Genomic DNA, 19962 nt, shown 5'->3' with positions numbered 1-19962 from the left:
TTTAACCTTTGACCTAAACCATCGCGGCTTTTACATATACATCAAAGCGGTTCTTTTTAGTTTTGATTTGCATGCTTGGAGTTTTATCATTTAAAAATGGCGCATAATCGGGGCGTTTAACTACAACACGTTTGCTGGCAAGGGGGTAGGCAAACTCGAGTAAATCATCGGCGTCGGTATCGCCACCTACTAATTCTTGGAATACGCGCATTTCTTTTTTAACCAATGCTGATTTTTCACGGTGCGGAAACATTGGATCTAAATACACCACATCTGGCATGCTGTCACATTGAGTAAGTAAGGTGTGGCTTGAGCCAAATATTAAGCTCATATTTTGCTGCATCCATAGGCCAATTTCACTATCGTTATAAGCACGTTGTAAACCGTCATATAACAGTGCGGCAACCACGGGGTGGCGCTCATGCAAAATCACTTTACAGCCTAGCGAAGCTAAAACAAAACCATCACGTCCAAGCCCTGCGGTTGCATCGAGTACCACTGGCGTTGCGCCCTTATTAAGACCAACTGCTTTAGCAATTGATTGCCCTTTACCACCACCAAATTTACGCCTATGTGCAACGGCACCAGTTACAAAGTCTACGTTGATTGCACCTAGTTTAGGCTCATCAGTTTTATATAGGCTTAGCCCTTTATCATCGTAATGCAAACTAAAGCCACTGCTTTGCTCCGCCCATTGAGCAAGCCCAAAGCGTGCTTCTAACTCATTTAAATAAGGTCGACACTCTTTAAACGCACACTGTATAACCACTTCACACTCCGATGATAAATTTCACCGCTATTATACCCAAACAGCAGCAATATACGAAGTTCGCAAGGTGTATAGTTTAAAACAACTCAATATCGTTATTTTCACTCTCAGATTCTGGCTGCGCTTGTTGTTTACTTAGTTGTGTTTGAGTAATTAAGTCATCACGCTGTTGAGTAGTTGTTTTTAGTTGGTGCTTAATAAACGCTAAATCATTCGTGATTGCAACCAGCTGCTGTGATGTATGGCTAAGCTGAGTTATTTGCTCATTGAGCTGCGAAGCTGGTAAGTCATTTTGTGTTTGCATTAACGATTGGAGTTGCTCGAGCTGCTCTGTAAGCTGGCTAATCGCATTCGTTTGCATGGCGTTTTGATTTTTAAGCTGGGCAACAATATCTTTAAAAGCAAGGGTGAGCTCATTGTCGCGCATTAGTCGATATTGGTGCTGCTGTATAGTAACTACTTTTTCGTTAGTTACTTCTAAAATATGCGGAAATAAATCTTTATAGCGACCATACAGTGATGGCGTATCTATTGGCATATTTTTAATTAACAGTGAAATATTAGGGTAATTAATAATAGTACTATGACCAATATCAACAAAGCGCTCTGCATTTTTATGCTGCATGAGTAGCTCTTGCTCTAATGGGCATACGCCCGTCTCTTGGCTATAAAACACTCCCTGGTTATTTTGCCAAAAAACAACCACGACATTGAGATGTAATGGCGTAAAAAAGCCTAAAAAGTATTCACTTAATAGTTCTAAATTATCAGCATGGTAGCTTTGACAAACAAAGCGCATAATGCGTCCCATGTCACCGGTTTCAATCATCGCCATTTCAGCTGTTTTATTGGCCTTTGCTATATCATACTGCAGTGCTGCGCATTGCTTGCGGTACTGGTAAAGAATTTTAATGCGTGCCATCAGCTCCTGTGCGTTAAAAGGCTTTAAAATGTAGTCAGCCCCGCCAACACTAAACCCTTTAATACGTTCGGCCTGCCCCACTTTGGATGATAAAAACATTACCGGAATGTCTGTTGTGGCTTTATTTTGTTTAATACTTTGGCAGACCTCATAACCAGACATACCCGGCATTTCAACATCAAGCAAAATAATATCAGGGTTGTATTTATTTGCTTGTCTTATGCCATCTTCACCATTTTTGGCATGGAGCACTTTACAAAACCCAGCTAAAGACTCTTCAATAATATGGTGCATTAATTTATCGTCATCAATTGCCAGTATTAACTTTGCCATGCGTTAGTCCCTTTTAGTACTTTGTTCAAAGCATAGTACGCTATGTTGAAACTACTAAAATTTATTCAAAATATTCTTTAACAACACTGTGTTTTAGGCAATAAAAAAGCGCCATTGGGGCGCTTTTGTAATTATATTTTAATCCGCAAAGGTCAATAGACCCTAAGCGGCAATGCCACTGTGGCGTAGTAGTGCGTCTACACTTGGCTCACGACCACGGAAGTTTTTAAACAATGTCATCGGCTCTTCGCTGCCGCCTTTTTCAAGAATGTGCTGCATAAACGCTTGGCCTGTTTGTGGATTAAAAATCCCCTCTTCTTCAAATTTAGAATAGGCATCTGCCGAAAGTACTTCAGCCCATTTGTACGAGTAATAACCTGCACTATAACCGCCCGCAAAAATATGACTAAAGCCATGCTGAAAACGATTAAACGCTGGCGGCTTAATGACTGAGGTACGACTGCGTACATCATCAAGCACAGCTTGAATGTTACATGGTTTGTCTGCCACGTAATCGTGGTGGATTTTAAAATCAAATAACGAGAACTCAAGTTGTCTTAACATTTGCATACCTGAGTTATAATTTTTAGCCGCAAGTAGTTTATCAAGCAACTCTTTTGGTAGTGGCTCACCGGTTTCGAAGTGACCTGAGATAAAGCTAAGCGCTTCTTCCTCGTAACACCAGTTTTCTAAAAACTGGCTTGGCAACTCAACAGCATCCCACGCTACCCCATTAATACCAGCAACGGGGGCTGCATCTACTTGGGTAAGCATATGATGAATACCGTGACCAAACTCATGAAACAGTGTGGTTACTTCATTATGGGTAAATAACGCCGGCTTATCGCCAATCGCTTTATTAAAGTTACAGACTAGGTAAGCAACCGGTGTTTGTAGCTCGCCATTTGCGCGCACTTTACGACCCATACAGTCATCCATCCACGCACCACCACGCTTGTGATCGCGCGCATACAAATCTAAGTAAAAACGACCACGTAAAGTGTTATTGCTATCGTAAATTTCAAAAAAGCGTACATCTTTATGGTAGCTATCAAAATCAGCGACTTCTTTTACAGTAATACCAAATAGGCGATTAACCGTTTCAAATAAGCCACTGAGCACTTTATTTGCTGGGAAGTACGGGCGAAGAACTTCATCTGAAATCGCGTACTTTTCTTGCTTTAGTTTTTCACTGTAATAACCAAAATCCCACGCCTGCATTTCACTAATACCATGCTTTTGCTCTGCATATTGTTGCAGCTCTTTAAGTTCTTGCTCTGCTTGTGGTTTAGACTTAGCGGCTAAGTCTTCTAAAAATGAGAATACCTGCGCGGGTGATTCTGCCATTTTTGTAGCCAACGATTTTTCAGCGTAGTTATTAAAGCCAAGTAATTGTGCTAACTCATGACGCAGTGCCATCTCTTCACTCATGATCGCAGAGTTATCAAACTCTCCCGCATTAGGGCCTTGATCGGATGCACGGGTAGAAAACGCGGTGTATGTTTCTTTGCGAAGTTCACGATTATCTGCATAGGTCATAATCGGCAAATATGAAGGGAAATCTAGGGTAAATACCCAGCCGTCTAAGTCTTTACTTTTTGCCGTATCGGCCGCTAATGCAAGCGCTGATTCTGGTAAACCAGCCAATTGGCTTTCATCGGTAATATGCTTATGCCATGCAAGCGTGGCATCCATCACATTATTACCAAATTTTGAGGCAAGCTCTGATAAACGCGCACTAATTTCACCGTAGCGTTTTTGTTGCTCAGGATTTAACGCAATACCTGAAAGCTTAAAGTCACGTAATGCGTTAGTAATGGTTTTTTGCTGGGCAGTAGTGAGTGTTTTAAATTCGTCACTGTTATAAAGTGCGTTGTAAGCCTCATACAAACCTTGGTGCTGACCAACAAAAGTAGAGTATTCAGAAATAAGCGGTAAACATTGCTCGTAGGCTTCGCGAAGTTCATCATTGTTCATTACTGAGTTCAAATGCGATACCGGTGAAAACAATCGCGATAGTTTATCGTCAGCTTCTTCAAGGGGTAATACTAAATCTTCCCATGTGTATGATTGCTTTGCTAATACATCATTAATTGCACTGCGACAGTGCTCAATACCTTTTTTTAGTGCCGGGACAACATGCTCTGGCTTTATTTTTGAAAAAGGCGGTAAACCTTCAAGCCCGATTAGGGGATTAGTATGTGCATTGGTCATAGTGATTCTCGGTTTATGCAAAATATAAAAATTTAAGTTGGGGCAAAATACGTAAATACAAGGGCAAACCTGCTTTACTAGTTAACGAGTGTGTATCTGTAAATGATCACCTAGCAGCTTGATCTGAAATAGCATATCTTTCGTTTGATGAAAGATGTTTGATAGATTTTAGCAGCCCCGAACAAGTGACTTGCTCATCGCATATGCTATCATCGGCACAGAAAAGTTAAATTAATATTTAGAGGATTAAACATGGCTCAGCATTTTGATTACATTGCAATTGGTGGCGGTAGTGGTGGTATTGCATCAGCTAACCGTGCAGCAATGCGTGGCGCAAAAGTAGCATTAATTGAAGCTAAACACATGGGTGGCACCTGCGTAAATGTAGGGTGTGTTCCTAAAAAAGTAATGTGGCATGGCGCTCAAGTTGCTGAAGCAATTAATCTTTATGCTCCTGATTACGGTTTTGATGTTGAAGTTAATGGCTTTGACTGGTCAAAGCTAGTAGAAAGCCGTGAAGCCTATATTGGCCGCATTCACAAAGGCTATGATAATGGTTTAGCTAAAAATGGCGTAACTGTGATCAAAGGCTTTGCAAAATTTGTGGATAGTAAAACCGTTGAAGTAAATGGTGAGCATTACACTGCTGATCACATTTTAGTTGCCGTAGGCGGACGCCCTACTATTCCTAACATTCCAGGTGCTGAACACGGTATTGATTCAAACGGCTTTTTTGAGCTGAACGAACAACCTAAGCGTGTTGCCGTTGTTGGTGCCGGTTACATTGCCGTAGAAATTGCAGGTGTGCTGCACAGCCTAGGGACACAAACCCATTTATTTGTTCGTAAGAGCAAGCCGCTGCGCACCTTTGACCCATACATTATCGACACACTGGTTGATATTATGGCAAAAGAAGGCCCTACTCTGCACACTGAGTGTTCGCCAAAAGAGGTGGTAAAAGAGGCTGATGGCAGCTTAACTATTCATTTTGAAAACGGTTACAGCGAAAATGTTGATCAGGTTATTTGGGCGATTGGTCGTACACCTACAACCGATAAAATTAACCTTGCTGCAGCAGGCGTTGAAGTAAACGAAAGCGGCTATGTAAAAGTAGATGAATACCAAAATACCACGGCTAAGAATGTATACGCTGTGGGTGATATTATCGAAGGCGGCATTGAGCTTACACCAGTTGCTGTAAAAGCGGGTCGTACTCTATCGGAGCGTTTATTTAATAAAGAATTGCCGAACGATTTAAAAATGGACTACAGCCTAGTACCAACCGTGGTATTTAGCCATCCACCTATCGGCACCATTGGCTTAACTGAACAAGAGGCGATTTCTCAGTACGGCGAAGAAAATGTAAAAGTATATAAATCAAGCTTTGCGGCTATGTACACCGCAGTTACTCAGCATCGCCAAGCATGTAACATGATGCTTGTGTGTGCAGGCGATGATGAAAAAGTTGTGGGCTTACACGGTATCGGTTTCACCGTTGATGAAATGATTCAGGGCTTTGCTGTCGCCATGAAAATGGGCGCGACTAAAGCCGATTTTGATGCGGTTGTAGCACTTCACCCGACGGGTTCGGAAGAGTTTGTTACCATGAGATAAGCTCGAGGTTCGAGAAAATAAAAAAACCTTGCGGTTAACATCGCAAGGTTTTTTTATTTTAAATGACCAACTTTACGCGGGGTAAACCCGCTGCTAGGTAATTTCAACTCGTAGCCCGTAGCCCGTTGCTCGTAGCCCGTCGCCCGCTAACCTTCGTATTTTAAGCTAAATGCTCTCGGGCTAAATATTCTAACGATTGCATTTCTTGCAGGCGACTAATACAGCGTTTAAATTCAAAGTTTAAATTGCCTTGTGTGTACAGCTCAGTAATGGGTTTTTCTGCAGAGATAATTAAGGTAACGTTACGCTCATAAAACTCATCTACCAACGCAATAAAACGCCTTGCTGCATCATCATTATTTTGTCCAAGCTGTTTTACGTTTGATAAAATCACCGTGTTATATAATCGGCTTATTTCCATGTAATCCACTTGGCTACGCGCGGTTTCACACAGTTCGCTAAATTCAAACATAACGATGCAATCAGACACCTTGCGGGTTTTGATCATCCGCCCTTCTATTTCAATTGGGGTGTCTACTTTACCGGCCTCAGGGGAGAGCTTATCAAAGTATTCAAATAGGTTTTTATCAGCTTGATCATCAAGCGGGCTGTGAAAAATTTCTGCTTGTTCCAGTGTACGTAACCGGTAATCAACACCGGAATCTACATTAACTATTTCAGTATGCTTATTCACTAAGGCAATAGCCGGTAAAAAACGAGCGCGTTGTAAGCCATTACGGTATAAATCATCAGGTATAATATTAGAGGTTGCAACTAACACAATACCACGTGCAAATAGCGCTTCCATTAAACCACCGAGCAGCATGGCATCGGTAATGTCTTGTACAAAAAACTCATCAAAACAAATTATGTCTGTTTCTGCTTTAAAAATATCGGCAACTGTTTCTAATGGGTTTGCTGTGTTGTTTAACTTTTTAAGCTCGTCGTGTACTCGGTGCATAAAACGGTGAAAATGCACTCGCATTTTTCTATCGCCCGGCAAAGCTTCGTAAAAAGTATCAACTAGGTAAGTTTTACCTCGGCCTACGCCACCCCAAAAGTACAATCCTTTTATAGGTGCGGGTTCAGCTTTATTAAAAAGCTTTGCAAAAAAGCCTTTAGATTGTGGTTTTGCTTGTGTTAAATCGTCGTATAAACGCTGTAAATGACGAACTGCATTTTCTTGTGCTGCGTCATGTACAAAGTCATCGCGTTGAAGGTCTTGCTGGTATGTTTGCCAAGGAGTCATATCTATTTACAGTTAAAACACAGTTTAATTTGTAAAGCATATTAACACGCATCAATACTCAGGGTATATTAGACTTAGTATGAATTATTATTGAACTAAATTTTTTTAGTTATTTTCGCATAGAGGTGAATTTATGGGTACATTTACATGGGTAGGTTTAGTGATAGTGGTTGCTATTGCTGCATTTTTCGTTGGTGCCTTTGTCACTAAAAAACAATTTAAACAAGATGAGTTAGAGCAACAAGCAGAGCAAGCTAAGCATTCGCTTGAGCAGTATCGTCAAGATGTTGCCGACCATTTAGCGAACACTGGTAAGTTAGTAAACAAAATGAAAGAAAACTACGACCAGTTATTAAGCCATGTTGAAGAAACCAATCAACTATTACTTGAAGACAGAAATAAAGCCCCTGCTGAACCGTTTTTCTCTAAAGAAACCACAGAGCAATTACAAGCGTCATTAAAAGAGCGTAGTTCGGATCGCTCAAACGCCGATGCTCAACCAGCTGATTATGTGTCGGGTAAATCAGGATTATTTGCTGGTGATGTGAATACTTCTAAAGCATCTTGATGAACTTTTTTTTGACCCCATAGTCTTTAGATATAACAGCTTTGTTGTTTTATCTTATTGATATACTTTTTTGAGGCTGCTTATTGCAGCCTTTTGCTTTTTAAGTGGAGTAAACCCTGACTATGAAAATGAAATTATCACTTATCAGTGCTGCTATTTTATCTACTAGCTTATTACTAAGTCCAGCCGCTTCGTTTGCTAAATTGCCGGTTGCCGTTAATGGTCAACAATTACCAACACTTGCCCCTATGCTTGAGCAAATTACCCCAGGTGTAGTGAGTATTCAGGTTTCAGGCTCTAAAGAGGTTCGCCGACGCGGTGACCCGCTCGATTTCTTTTTTGGCAACCCGCAGCCACGTAGCCAAAAGCGCCAGTTTAGTGGTTTAGGCTCAGGAGTTATTATTGATGCTGACAAAGGTTATGTCGTTACTAACAACCATGTAGTGCAAGACGCTGAAAAAATGGTGGTCACCCTTGAAGATGGCCGCGAATATGAAGCAACAAAAATTGGTAGCGATAAAGAGTCTGATATTGCGCTACTACAAATAGACGCAGATGAATTAACCGCAGTAAAGCTAGCTAACTCAGATGACTTACGTGTCGGTGATTTTGCCGTCGCAATTGGTAACCCTTTTGGTTTAAGCCACACGGTTACCTCAGGTATTGTTAGCGCATTAGGCCGCAGTGGCTTAAATATTGAGGGTTACGAAGATTTCATTCAAACCGATGCCGCGATAAACCAAGGTAACTCAGGTGGGGCTTTAGTTAATTTAAACGGTGAGCTGATTGGTATTAATACCGCTATTTTAGGTGCATCAGGCGGAAATGTGGGGATTGGCTTTGCTATTCCGTCAAATATGATGAAAAACCTAATTGATCAAATTGTAGAGCATGGTGAAGTACGCCGTGGTTCGTTAGGTATTTCAGGCCGCCCTCTTGATGCAGGCCTTGCTAAAGCACAGCAGCTTGATGTTAAACAAGGGGCTTATGTTATGCAGGTAATGGATGACACCGCAGCCAGCAAAGCCGGTATTAAAGCAGGCGATGTGATTATTAGTATTAATGGTAGTGAAATTAGTGGCTTCCATGAACTACGCAGTAAAATTGCCACCTTAGGTGAGGGTCGTGAAGTACAGTTGGGGATTTACCGTGACGGTAAAGTTAAAAATGTGGAAGTAACCCTAGATGGTGCATCAGGCATTACCGCTGCGGGCGAAGAGTTACACCCAGCATTCCAAGGTGCAACGCTTGAAAACGTGAAGAAGAACAAAATGAAAGGGATTGAGGTGACCTCTGTAGACCCTCGTTCGCCATCAGCACGGGTTGGCCTTGAAGAAGGCGATGTTATTGTGCAAGTAAACCGTCAACGAGTAGAAAGCATTCGCGACATGAACAAAATTATCGAAGATATTCAAGGTAATATTGTGTTAGGTGTGAAACGCGGACGTGAATCTATTTTTGTATTAATTCAGTAATAATACAATAAAAGTAACAGCGGCACTTGCCGCTGTTATTTTTTTTGTGCCATCATAAAGGGATTGCTCACTAACAATAAGAATACCGTGCTAAAACTTCTAAAATTTGTACTTCCTCCTCTATTTGCCGGTTTAGGCATTGCTTTTTTAGTGGTTTTTTTTAGCCCTAACATGCGCACTGCATTGCTACCTAACGTACCGCTACCCAGTGCAATGACTGCAAGTCATTTGAGCTTTTCTGACGCAGTTAAGCGCGCAGCGCCATCGGTTGTCACCATTTTTTCAGAAAGCATTTCTAAAGAGCCACGCTATAAACGCCAAAATACGGTGCAAGAGCTTGGTTCTGGGGTGATCATGTCACCTGACGGTTATATTTTGACTAATTACCATGTGATCAATAATGCCGATCAAATACTAGTTATTCTTACTGACGGCAGACGTTTTTTTGATGTGCAACTCATTGGCTTTGATACTATTACCGACTTAGCATTATTAAAAATAAATGCCAATCACCTGCCTGTTATACCCGTTAACGATAACTACAGTTCGAGTGTAGGCGATTTAGTATTAGCCATCGGAAACCCACTTAACTTAGGGCAAACCATTACTCAGGGGATCATTAGCGCCACCGGTAAGCAAAAAATTACCGACAGTCCTTACAATAACTTACTGCAAATGGACGCTGCTATTAACGTAGGTAACTCTGGTGGTGCACTGGTAAATTCTAATGGCGATTTAGTAGGGATCACCTCTGCCCAGTTTAAAACCCGTGAAAACTTAAATATACAAGGGATCTTTTTTGCGGTGCCTTACACCTTGGCAAAAGAGGTAATGGGTAAGCTTATACGCCATGGTCGTGTTGTACGCGGCTATTTGGGCTTTGAAGGCACAGCGGTAGACAGTACAGGCAAAGAGGTCAATGATAGCTTAACGCCTGTTGCAGGCATGCGTATTACCAACCTAGACCCTTTAGGTCCTGCATGGCAGGCGGGTATAGAAGAGCAAGATATTGTGATTAAAATTGCTGGGCTTTCAGTGGCTAATCCACAAAATGTATTGAAAAAAATAGGCAGTACCGAACCGGGGAAAGAAATTGAATTTGAGCTTTACCGTAACGGTGAAATACAAAAAATAATGGTGAAAGTAGCAGAGCTCGAAACCAAGCTATAAAGCGCTTATTTATACTTTGGCATTAGACATAAAAAACGCGATAGATCATCGCGTTTTTTATGTAACCTGAACTCTGGTTAAGAGATTTACTAACGTATTGAATCAAAAAATGATATTTATGTTTATTTTTCTCTAGCCAGAGATTTCCAGTGAAAACAAGGCGAAATTACGCGTCAATAGCTAGCCTATTGCAAGTAAATTCAACGCAGTTAGCGCTGAAAATAGCTGCTTGAGATAGATTTATTATCCAGAGTTCAGGTTACGTATTAGTATAACTAATTGCTTTTGCGTTTGATGTTAGCACCTAGCGCACTGAGTTTATCTTCAATACGCTGATAGCCTCTATCTACATGATAAATACGATCAACAACCGTTTCGCCTTGAGCCACAATCCCCGTTAGAATAAGACTTGCCGATGCGCGTAAATCGGTTGCCATAACCTGCGCACCCGATAAGCTTTTTGTTTCACCACAAAAGGCCGTATTGCCTTCTAAGCGAATATTAGCGCCCATACGTTGAAGCTCAGGCACATGCATAAAACGATTTTCAAAAATAGTTTCGGTAATCGTCGCACTACCATTAGCCACCACATTTAATGCGGTAAACTGCGCTTGCATATCGGTCGGAAAACCAGGATGAGGCATAGTTTTAATATTCACCGCTTTAAGCTCTCGGCCTCGCATGTCTAGGTAAATACTGTCATCGTGCACTTCTAATAATGCATTGGTTGCACGTAGTTTTTCTATTACTGGCTCTAACGAATGGAAGTCGGTCATTTTACACAGAACTTCACCGCCAGCCATCGCTGCAGCCACTAAAAAGGTACCCGTTTCAATGCGATCCGGTAATATGCGGTGTTCACAACCTGATAAACGCTCAACCCCTTCAATCTCAATACGGCTTGAGCCCGCACCAGTGATTTTAGCACCCATAGCAATTAAGCAATTGGCTAAATCGATAATTTCTGGCTCGCGCGCAGCATTTTCTAATACTGTTTTACCCTCGGCGAGCGTTGCCGCCATGAGTAAGTTTTCAGTGGCACCTACGCTGATCATTTCCATGAAAACTTCAGCGCCTTTTAAGCGACCATCTACTTTGGCATTAATATAACCGTTTTCAACGGTTATTTGAGCGCCCATACGCTCTAAGCCTTGAATATGAATATCAACCGGGCGCGCACCAATAGCACAGCCACCAGGTAAGGATACTTGTGCCTCACCAAATCGAGCGACTAAAGGGCCAAGTGCAAGCACTGACGCACGCATTTGCTTTACTAAGTCATAAGGCGCTAACGTGCTATTTACCGTTGCACCATCAATAATGAGTGAATCGCCCTGCCACTGAACATCAGCGCCTAACGTTTTTAATAAGGCTTCGGTTGTAATGATATCGCGAAGATGTGGTACGTTAGTAAAAGTACTTTTGCCATCAGCTAATAAAGCTGCAAATAGAATCGGAAGAGCTGCGTTTTTAGCGCCAGAAATAGTTACTTCACCAGCCAGTGAAGTGCCACCTTGAATTACAAATTGATCCATCTAAGGGGCCTTATTTATTGCGGTAAAATGAATTTTTGCTCACGTTTCCACTCTGTCGGAGTAAAAGCGCGGATAGAAACAGCATGAATGGTACCGTCTGAAATAGTGTTCATTAATGGCCCATATACTAGCTGTTGCTTTTTAACACGACTTAATCCGTCAAAGCATTCACCGACAGCGATTACTTCATAATGACTGCCATTGGCTTTTACATGTACTTCAGCTAACTGAAGTTCGTCGCGTAATAATGTTTCGACTTGACTCGTTTCCATAACTCTCACTCAAATAGGGTTGTAACCTGGCCTAACTGCATAAGGTTTTGCAGTTGTTCAGGTGGGTTTTGCAATTCAAGGCGAATGCCTTGTTGCTTAAATTCTGTAAAAGAGTGAATTAACCAAGCTAAGCCGGCTGTGTCAACCCTTGTCACCTCACTTAGGTCAAAATAAAGGGTTTTATGCCCAGTTTGTCGCTTAGTGTTCAGAAGCCGTTCATTGCCAATTGAATTATGAGTCAATTCACCACTGACTCGTAGATGCTGTTCATCGACTTGGCTGATTGCCAATTTAGTCATTTGTGTCACTGCCTCTAAACTGAACCGGTAACTTACTTTTTTGCTCTAACAGGTCGCTAACGTGGTCAATACCTTGTTGGCGTAAAATGCCCTGAAGCTCACTTTGTTTTGCATCAAGTAAGCTAATGCCTTCAGCAATCATATCGTAAGCGCGCCATTCGCCACTTCTATCTTCACGTACTTTAAAATCAATTTTAATATCAGGCTTACCGGCTTCTACAATTTTGGTTTTTACCACCACCACATCTTTGCCTTTAAAAGGCTGCTCGGCAGCAAATTCAACTTGTTGATTAGTATACTGGGTAAAAACGCCAGCATAAGTGGCAACAAGGTACTCTCTAAACGCGCCAATAAAACGCTGAATATCTTCAATTGCTTTTGCTTTTTCTGCTTTGTTGGTAATGGCGCGTACCTTAGATACTTCGCTACCTAACACTCTCAGTGCAGCATATTTGTAGTCAATGTAGGGCATCAGTTCTTCTTCAACGATGACCCGTAAATGCTCTTTGTTAGTGGTTATTAACGGCTGGTCTTTGGTAATACGCTCAAAGGTATTATCAGCAACCTGACGTACCATTTTATTAGGATCAGTCAATTTCACTTCACCGGCATGTACACTTTGTACTAGCGTGACAGTTACTAATGCGATACTTGCTAAAAATGTTTTCAACATAATAATTACTCACTACCTTGGTTGAATAAAAACTGGCCTATTAATTCTTCTAGTACCAATGCTGACTTGGTATCTGTAATAGAATCGCCGTTGGCTAATGCTTTACTTTGAACACCAAATAAATCGTCAATGGCTTGATCTTGTTCGCTGTTCGCTACATCTTCGCCTAAACATCGCTGTTTAGCTGAATCTGATGCGATAACGGGGTTAATTCCTAAATATTGTTCACCTAAAATACCCGAGGTTAAAATTGAGATAGAACTAGTGTCTGAAAAACGACACAAATACTGCGCATCAATGCTCATATTTACTACTGGTAAAAACTCTTGTGGATGCACATAAATTGACTCTACACGACCAATAACAACGCCGCCCACCTTAATGGGTGCACGTGTTTTTAATGATCCTATATTTTCAAACTTGGCGTTCAATGTGTAGGTTTCACCTGAGCCGCTAATACCCGAATTAGCCACTTTGAGCGCCAGCATTGAAAATGCCAAAATGCCCAATGCTACAAAAAAACCAACTAAAATTTCTAATTTCCGTGAATTCATTATTTAATACCCTATTAGCTGGTAAACATTACCGCTGTCAAAATAAAGTCAAAACCTAATACCGCTAGTGATGAGTGCACCACTGTCTCTGTTGTTGCCTTGCTGATCCCCTCTGATGTGGGAACACAGTCATACCCTTTGTAAAGCGCAATCCAGGTAACAACAATCGCAAATACGATACTTTTAATTAAACCGTTTAGTATGTCTTTTTCAAACGACACCTGAGATTGCATAATTGACCAGAAACTTCCCGTATCAACGCCTAGCCAATCAACCCCCACTAAATGAGCACCAATAATAGCTACAGCAGAAAAAATAAGTGCCAACATTGGCATACTAATCAAACCAGCCCAAAACCGCGGCGCTATAATTCGTCTAAGCGGGTCAATGGCCATCATCTCAAGCGACGATAATTGCTCGGTGGCTTTCATTAAGCCGATTTCAGCAGTCAACGCACTACCAGCCCTGCCTGCAAATAATAACGCAGTAACTACCGGTCCAAGCTCACGTAACAAGCTAAGTGCCACTAAAGGGCCTAGGCTGTCTTCAGCGCCATAATCAACTAAAACGGTATAACCTTGCAGCGCTAGAACCATGCCGATAAATAATCCCGACACAACAATAATCAACAGCGATTGTGAACCAACCATGTAAAGTTGGCGCACGAGTAAAGGTGTGCCTTTTTTAAAATTGGGTACATGCCATAACGCACTTGCCAGCATTTGGGTTGAACGCCCCAGTGCAGCAAATCGGCCCAGCGTTTTGTGGCCTATTTTTTGTAGTAAATCCAACATTACTGCTGCTCTCCTAACAGTTCATCTGCATAGGTTTGTGCTGGATAATGAAATGGCACTGGACCATCTGATAACCCTTTTAAAAACTGTTGAACAAGTGGTGATTCGTGCTCTCGCATCTGCTCTGGTGTACCACTGCCAATAACGCCTTGATCAGCAATAATAATAACGTGGTCGGCAATACTCATTACTTCAGTCACATCGTGCGTGACAATTAAAGAAGATAAGCCAAGTACTTCGTTTAAAGATTTGATCAGCTTAACTAAAACCCCCATTGAAATAGGGTCTTGTCCTGCAAAAGGCTCATCATACATAATAAGTTCAGGATCAAGCGCTATAGAGCGAGCCAAAGCTGCACGACGTGCCATACCGCCAGATAACTCTGAAGGCATTAAATCTTTAGCACCACGTAAGCCAACAGCTTGTAATTTCATTAATACCACTAAACGGATTAAATCTTCACTGAGTTGCGTGTGCTCTCGAATGGGGAATGCAATGTTATCGAACACCGACATATCAGTAAATAAGGCACCGCTTTGAAATAACATACTCATGCGTTTACGTGCCGCGTAGAGTTCTTTGCGCGACATAGCGACAATGCTGTCGTTTTTAAATAAAATATCACCGGAGTCTGGTTTAAGCTGGCCACCTATTAGGCGTAGCATCGTGGTTTTGCCAATTCCGCTTGGCCCCATAATGGCAGTAATTTTACCCTCAGGTACGTCAAAGCTCATATTTTTATATATGACCCTATCGCCTCTAGAAAAGGTAACATCCTTGACTTCTACTATTGATTGCGACAAGTCGCTCTCCATAACAATACTCTCTCATATTTCTATTTTAAGGGTTTTTTAACCAATATGGAAAAAACAATTCGTAAGATTTTGTAATAGTGTCGCAAAAACAGTTATAAGATTGATTCAAGCAGCCTTAACTTTGGCTTAAAATTTCATATAAAAAGCGCCAAAGAATACTTAAAATAACCGCCTAATGTATTACACCTTATTCTTTTATTTATACTTTTATGGTGGCTTTTGTTACTATTCGCGCTATCTGAATTTACATTAATTGGCTTATCACAATGGTTACCTCGTTTGTCATTTTAATTCTTGGTTTTGCGGCTCTCGTATGGAGTGCAGACAGGTTTGTTTATGGTGCAGCAGCACTGGCTAAAAACTTTGGCGTGCCAACGCTAATTGTAGGTTTAACCGTGGTAGCTATGGGCTCTTCAGCGCCTGAAATGATGGTATCGGCTTCAGCAGCTTTGGCAAATAAAACCGATACTGCCGTGGGTAATGCAGTTGGTTCAAACATCACTAACATCTTATTAGTTTTAGGTATTACCGCCCTTTTAAGACCCTTATCAGTATCTTCAAGTACGTTAAAACGTGAAATTCCACTGGTACTGCTGGTCTCCATTGCAACTTGGTATATTTTTTCAGATAACTATTTTTCATTTTTTGAAGGTGCAGCCTTATTATCTGGCTTTGTTGTTTTTATTGGCGGACTTATTTTTGTCTCACTGCGAGCTAAAAACCAAGACGATCCGTTTGTGAGCGAAGCCTGTGACGAAGTACCTGACAACGTACCAACCAAAAAAGCTGTTTTTTGGCTGGTAGTGGGTATGATTTTACTGCCGGTTAGTTCACACTTTTTAGTTGGCTCAGCCGTTGATATCGCAAAATATTTTGGCTTAAGTGACTTAGTGATTGGTTTGACCATTATTGCTATAGGCACCAGCTTACCTGAACTTGCAGCTTCAATTGCAGGTGTACTTAAAAATGAAGATGACTTAGCGCTGGGTAACATAGTTGGTTCGAATATTTTTAATATTTTAGCGGTATTACCGCTGGCAGGATTAATTAATCCATCGGTTATCGATACTTCGGTTGCTAACCGTGATGTTATTATTATGATTGGCGCAACCTTGGCGCTAATTGCTATGTCATTGAACTTTAGAGGTCAAAGACGTATCAATAGAATAGAAGGTGGCTTGCTCATCGTCGCATTTATGATTTACCAAGGTTATATTTTTAGTCAAGTAGGATAGCCCATGGCAACGCTAAACTTTATTCAACAAGGGTTACGTGTTCTAGAGATTGAACGCCAAGCACTCAGCGATATTACACAATACGTTAATGAAAGCTTTAACCAAGCCTGTCAATTAATGTATGACTGCTCAGGTCGTATTATTGTTATTGGCATGGGTAAATCAGGCCATATTGGTAACAAAATAGCCGCCACTCTTGCCAGTACCGGCAGCCCCGCATTTTTTGTTCACCCGGGTGAAGCAAGCCATGGTGATTTAGGAATGATCACAGCAAATGACGTGGTTATCCTCATTTCAAACTCTGGTGAAACCAGCGAAGTACTTAATATTATTCCAGTATTAAAGCGCATTGGTGCCAAAATGATTGCCATGACAGGCAACCAAGGCTCAACCATGGCAACATTGGCAAATGTGCATGTGTGTATTAAAGTTGAACAAGAAGCCTGCTCATTGGGCTTAGCACCTACTGCAAGTACCACTGCCACACTCGCTATGGGTGATGCCATGGCGGTGGCATTATTAGAAGCACGCGGCTTTACTGCTGATGATTTTGCACTATCGCACCCTGGTGGTAGCTTAGGCAAGCGATTACTCTTAACTCTTAAAGATGTTATGCACAGTGGTGCTGATACGCCTATCATAAACGAGACGCAAACGATTAAAGATGCCTTGATTGAAATGTCGGCCAAAGGACTCGGCATGACCGCTATTGTTGATAGTGACCAGCAATTATCAGGCCTGTTTACCGATGGCGATTTACGCCGTATTTTAGAGCAACGTATTGACATTCATAGCACTGAAATTAATGTTGTGATGACCAAGTCGTGTACTACAGCCACCCAAGAGATGCTCGCGGCTGAAGCGTTAAATATTATGGAACAAAAACGTATTAATGGCTTAATTGTAATTAATGAGCATAATCAACCGATTGGCGCACTAAATATGCAAGACTTACTTAAAGCGGGAGTGCTATAAATGCAATTTGAAGATCTCTATCAACCGCTAAGTGATGATGCAAAGGCGCGCGCAAAAAAAGTAAAGCTATTAATTTGTGATATTGATGGTGTATTTTCTGATGGCCGTATTTACCTTGGAAACCAAGGTGAAGAACTCAAAGCATTTAACACCAAAGACGGATTTGGTATCAAAGCCCTGATTAACAGCGGTTTTGAAGTCGCCGTGATCACCGGGCGCCATTCTCATATAGTGCAGCAACGTATGAGCAGTTTAACCGTACAACATATATATCAAGGCCAAGAAGACAAACTCATAGCCTATCAAGAATTAAAACAAAAATTAGCGCTTAGCGATGAGCAAATTGCTTATATAGGTGATGATGGCCCAGACATGCCAGTAATGGAGCAAGTCGGTTTTGCGGTAGCCGTAAACGATGCTCATCCACTTATTAAACGTTTATCACATTATGTAACCCAACTGCCCGGCGGTTTTGGTGCGGTAAGAGAGCTGACAGACTTACTTATGCTCGAAAATAACAAGCCACTAACTAGCCAAGGAACGAGTTCATGAATGTAGCGCGCATTATACTGAGCGTTTTATTCATAAGCTGTATGGTTTGGCTCTGGTATCCTTATTTTACTAAGGTTGATATAACTGCAAGCGAAGAAACACAAGTTATTGCTAAGCCTGATTATACCGCTATTGAGCTAAAACAAACGGCTTATAATGAACAAGGTAAAGTGAGCCATAAGGTAACTGCGGTAAAAATGGAGTTGTATCAACAACTCGGTTTTACCTTTTTTGAAAAGCCTATATTCACTTTATACAACGAGCAGCAAACATGGCGTATTAACGCCGATGAAGCCACACTCTACGACGACCGTCAACTGGTGTTAGAGGGTAATGTAACCGCTCAAAATTTAGTAGATAACGCCATGATCGATACGATCACCGCCCAGACCATCAATGTTGATATAAAACTATTAACCATGCAATCACAGCAGCCTGTCGTTATTACAGGACCTAATTTAAAAATCACAGGTAAAGGCCTTGAGGCCGATTTAAAAACCGAGGTGATTAAACTTATTAACCATACGCGAACCCTATATTATGACCAATAACCTATTTAAAATTTTAATTGTTCCCTCACTATTAATTGCTTTTAACAGTAATGGCGCTGAACCTGCTGAAGCCCCCGCTGCAAATCAAATTTCAATTAGTGCAGATAAGCAAGAAGGTCAATTAAAAGAAAACGTAGGCATTTTTGAGAAAAATGTTGAAATTATTCATGGTAATCGCCGTATCACAGCTGACCGTTTAGAAGTGCATAAACGCGATGACCTAGGCGATAACAAACAGTTATTAATTGCCACAGGCAGCCCTGCATATTTTGAAGAAACACAAGCTGATGGCACCATAATGAGCGCCAGTGCTAATGAAGTGCGTTACGATGTGTCGCTGCGTTTTTTAACCTTAATCGGCGATGCAAGCATTGCTCAAGCAGGTCAAAAAATAACAGCTAAAAGTATCACTTACGATATCGAGCAGCAGTTAATTAGCGCAGAAAAAGACGAAAACTCAACAGACCGTGTACACACTATTTTAGTCCCTGTTGAAAATAAAAAAGAAGATGATAAAGGCCAACCATGAGCACATTAAAAGCAGAGCTATTAGCTAAAAGCTACAAAGGTCGTGAAGTTGTAAAAAACGTTGGCCTAGAGGTTGAAGCTGGCAGTATTGTGGGGTTACTTGGCCCTAATGGTGCAGGTAAAACCACCACTTTTTATATGATTGTAGGCCTTGTGCCTAGCGATAAAGGCAAAATATCAATTGATGATAAAGATATTACTTTATTACCGATGCACAGCCGAGCGCGTTTAGGGATTGGTTATTTACCGCAAGAGTCGTCTATTTTTAGAAAGCTGACTGTTTATCAAAACTTAATGGCTATCTTAGAAACACGTAAAGAATTAAATAAACAACAACGCGAAGATACCTTAAATAATTTACTTGATGAATTTAGCATTCAGCATATCCGCGATAGTCAAGGTATGGCTTTATCAGGTGGTGAACGTCGCCGCGTTGAAATTGCTCGCGCGTTAGCAGCAAACCCTAAATTTATCCTTTTAGACGAACCCTTTGCGGGGGTTGATCCTATCTCAGTATTAGATATTAAAAAGATTATAGAGCATCTTAAAAACCGAGGAATTGGCGTACTTATCACAGATCACAACGTACGCGAAACTCTTGATGTTTGTGAAAAAGCCTACATAGTTTCTCATGGGGAGTTAATTGCATCAGGCACTCCAGAATATGTATTAAACGATAAAACAGTACGCGATGTTTATTTAGGCGAGCAGTTCAAGCTCTAATATGTGTGTTATTACACTAAGCATCTGCTAAGATTAATTATACTTAGGTCTGTTGACCTTTCAAGGTTGAATTTGCAGCAGTCTGTTTGGTATTTAGGCAAGGCAGAGCCTATGTGGTGTGGTATTCCCCATAAATAGGCGA

Annotated in this window: 21 protein-coding genes; 10 read left to right on the top strand and 11 right to left on the bottom strand. The window is 41.2% G+C overall.

Going from position 1 to position 19962, the window contains the following annotated elements; translation table 11 throughout:
* Positions 1 to 13: 13 nt before the first annotated feature.
* From ABZP26_RS02280 to prlC, 3 genes are all read right to left on the bottom strand, one after another.
* Entirely contained in the window at positions 14 to 769 is a 756-nt protein-coding gene (locus ABZP26_RS02280) for a class I SAM-dependent methyltransferase (RefSeq protein WP_016900271.1), read from the bottom strand.
* A gap of 76 nt (positions 770 to 845) precedes the next feature.
* Positions 846 to 2024, bottom strand: coding sequence for a response regulator (locus ABZP26_RS02275; protein WP_368485322.1), 1179 nt, complete (start codon positions 2022 to 2024; stop codon positions 846 to 848).
* A 162-nt stretch (positions 2025 to 2186) separates the two neighbouring features.
* Positions 2187 to 4238 (bottom strand): oligopeptidase A, encoded by a 2052-nt coding sequence (prlC, locus tag ABZP26_RS02270; RefSeq protein ID WP_368485321.1) that lies wholly within the window; start codon positions 4236 to 4238, stop codon positions 2187 to 2189.
* Between the two features lie 252 nt (positions 4239 to 4490).
* Here prlC and gorA point away from each other — a divergent pair, with 252 nt between their 5' ends.
* The gene (gorA, locus tag ABZP26_RS02265) at positions 4491 to 5852 is read left to right on the top strand and encodes a glutathione-disulfide reductase (protein ID WP_016900274.1); all 1362 of its coding nucleotides are present in this window, start codon (positions 4491 to 4493) and stop codon (positions 5850 to 5852) included.
* Positions 5853 to 6012: 160 nt separating this feature from the next.
* On the opposite strand, the gene zapE is transcribed toward gorA, so the two are convergent.
* A complete protein-coding gene (gene zapE / locus ABZP26_RS02260; protein ID WP_013463994.1) occupies positions 6013 to 7101 on the bottom strand; it encodes a cell division protein ZapE in 1089 nt (362 codons plus the stop codon).
* Between the two features lie 133 nt (positions 7102 to 7234).
* Here zapE and ABZP26_RS02255 point away from each other — a divergent pair, with 133 nt between their 5' ends.
* From ABZP26_RS02255 to ABZP26_RS02245, 3 genes are all read left to right on the top strand, one after another.
* Positions 7235 to 7669, top strand: coding sequence for a YhcB family protein (locus ABZP26_RS02255; protein WP_008115546.1), 435 nt, complete (start codon positions 7235 to 7237; stop codon positions 7667 to 7669).
* A 122-nt stretch (positions 7670 to 7791) separates the two neighbouring features.
* Positions 7792 to 9144 carry a Do family serine endopeptidase gene (locus tag ABZP26_RS02250; protein ID WP_058154121.1) on the top strand — a complete coding sequence of 451 codons (1353 nt, stop codon included), beginning with the start codon at positions 7792 to 7794 and terminating at the stop codon, positions 9142 to 9144.
* Positions 9145 to 9231: 87 nt separating this feature from the next.
* Entirely contained in the window at positions 9232 to 10314 is a 1083-nt protein-coding gene (locus tag ABZP26_RS02245; RefSeq protein ID WP_013463993.1) for a trypsin-like peptidase domain-containing protein, read from the top strand.
* A 275-nt stretch (positions 10315 to 10589) separates the two neighbouring features.
* Here the strand turns inward: ABZP26_RS02245 and murA are convergent, their stop codons facing one another.
* Genes murA through ABZP26_RS02210 form a run of 7 tightly spaced genes read right to left on the bottom strand, consistent with a single transcriptional unit; the run spans position 10590 to position 15256 of the window.
* Positions 10590 to 11849, bottom strand: coding sequence for a UDP-N-acetylglucosamine 1-carboxyvinyltransferase (gene murA, locus ABZP26_RS02240; RefSeq protein WP_036955851.1), 1260 nt, complete (start codon positions 11847 to 11849; stop codon positions 10590 to 10592).
* A 14-nt stretch (positions 11850 to 11863) separates the two neighbouring features.
* A complete protein-coding gene (locus ABZP26_RS02235) occupies positions 11864 to 12121 on the bottom strand; it encodes a BolA family protein (protein WP_007378312.1) in 258 nt (85 codons plus the stop codon).
* Positions 12122 to 12126: 5 nt separating this feature from the next.
* The gene (locus ABZP26_RS02230; RefSeq protein ID WP_368485320.1) at positions 12127 to 12420 is read right to left on the bottom strand and encodes a lipid asymmetry maintenance protein MlaB; all 294 of its coding nucleotides are present in this window, start codon (positions 12418 to 12420) and stop codon (positions 12127 to 12129) included.
* On the bottom strand, positions 12413 to 13093 hold the full coding sequence (locus tag ABZP26_RS02225) for a phospholipid-binding protein MlaC (protein ID WP_013463991.1): 681 nt from the start codon (positions 13091 to 13093) through the stop codon (positions 12413 to 12415). Before ABZP26_RS02225 ends, ABZP26_RS02230 begins: the two co-directional genes overlap by 8 nt.
* 5 nt (positions 13094 to 13098) lie before the next feature.
* Entirely contained in the window at positions 13099 to 13647 is a 549-nt protein-coding gene (gene mlaD, locus ABZP26_RS02220; RefSeq protein WP_013463990.1) for an outer membrane lipid asymmetry maintenance protein MlaD, read from the bottom strand.
* A 14-nt stretch (positions 13648 to 13661) separates the two neighbouring features.
* Positions 13662 to 14441: a lipid asymmetry maintenance ABC transporter permease subunit MlaE gene (gene mlaE, locus ABZP26_RS02215; protein ID WP_013463989.1), complete on the bottom strand. Its 780-nt coding sequence runs from the start codon at positions 14439 to 14441 to the stop codon at positions 13662 to 13664.
* Positions 14441 to 15256, bottom strand: a complete 816-nt coding sequence (locus ABZP26_RS02210) for an ATP-binding cassette domain-containing protein (protein ID WP_013463988.1) — start codon at positions 15254 to 15256, stop codon at positions 14441 to 14443. The genes mlaE and ABZP26_RS02210 overlap by 1 nt, the downstream gene beginning before the upstream one ends.
* A gap of 266 nt (positions 15257 to 15522) precedes the next feature.
* Between ABZP26_RS02210 and ABZP26_RS02205 the strand changes: the two genes are divergently transcribed.
* The 6 genes from ABZP26_RS02205 to lptB are packed head-to-tail and all read left to right on the top strand — an operon-like array spanning position 15523 to position 19820.
* Positions 15523 to 16491, top strand: a complete 969-nt coding sequence (locus ABZP26_RS02205) for a calcium/sodium antiporter (RefSeq protein WP_013463987.1) — start codon at positions 15523 to 15525, stop codon at positions 16489 to 16491.
* Positions 16492 to 16494: 3 nt separating this feature from the next.
* Positions 16495 to 17466 (top strand): KpsF/GutQ family sugar-phosphate isomerase, encoded by a 972-nt coding sequence (locus tag ABZP26_RS02200; RefSeq protein WP_016900276.1) that lies wholly within the window; start codon positions 16495 to 16497, stop codon positions 17464 to 17466.
* Positions 17467 to 18018, top strand: coding sequence for a 3-deoxy-manno-octulosonate-8-phosphatase KdsC (kdsC, locus tag ABZP26_RS02195; protein ID WP_013463985.1), 552 nt, complete (start codon positions 17467 to 17469; stop codon positions 18016 to 18018).
* Complete coding sequence (gene lptC, locus ABZP26_RS02190) at positions 18015 to 18569, top strand: LPS export ABC transporter periplasmic protein LptC (RefSeq protein ID WP_024601343.1); 555 nt, start codon at positions 18015 to 18017, stop codon at positions 18567 to 18569. Before kdsC ends, lptC begins: the two co-directional genes overlap by 4 nt.
* On the top strand, positions 18559 to 19098 hold the full coding sequence (lptA, locus tag ABZP26_RS02185; protein ID WP_016900279.1) for a lipopolysaccharide transport periplasmic protein LptA: 540 nt from the start codon (positions 18559 to 18561) through the stop codon (positions 19096 to 19098). Before lptC ends, lptA begins: the two co-directional genes overlap by 11 nt.
* A complete protein-coding gene (gene lptB / locus ABZP26_RS02180; RefSeq protein WP_013463982.1) occupies positions 19095 to 19820 on the top strand; it encodes an LPS export ABC transporter ATP-binding protein in 726 nt (241 codons plus the stop codon). Before lptA ends, lptB begins: the two co-directional genes overlap by 4 nt.
* The last annotated feature ends 142 nt before the right edge of the window (positions 19821 to 19962 follow it).

This window comes from Pseudoalteromonas sp. SD03 (assembly GCF_040937955.1).
In the GTDB taxonomy this organism is placed as follows: domain Bacteria; phylum Pseudomonadota; class Gammaproteobacteria; order Enterobacterales; family Alteromonadaceae; genus Pseudoalteromonas; species Pseudoalteromonas tetraodonis.
The sequence above is the reverse complement of the archived record's forward strand: the minus strand, read 5'-3'. Positions and strand labels throughout refer to the sequence as shown.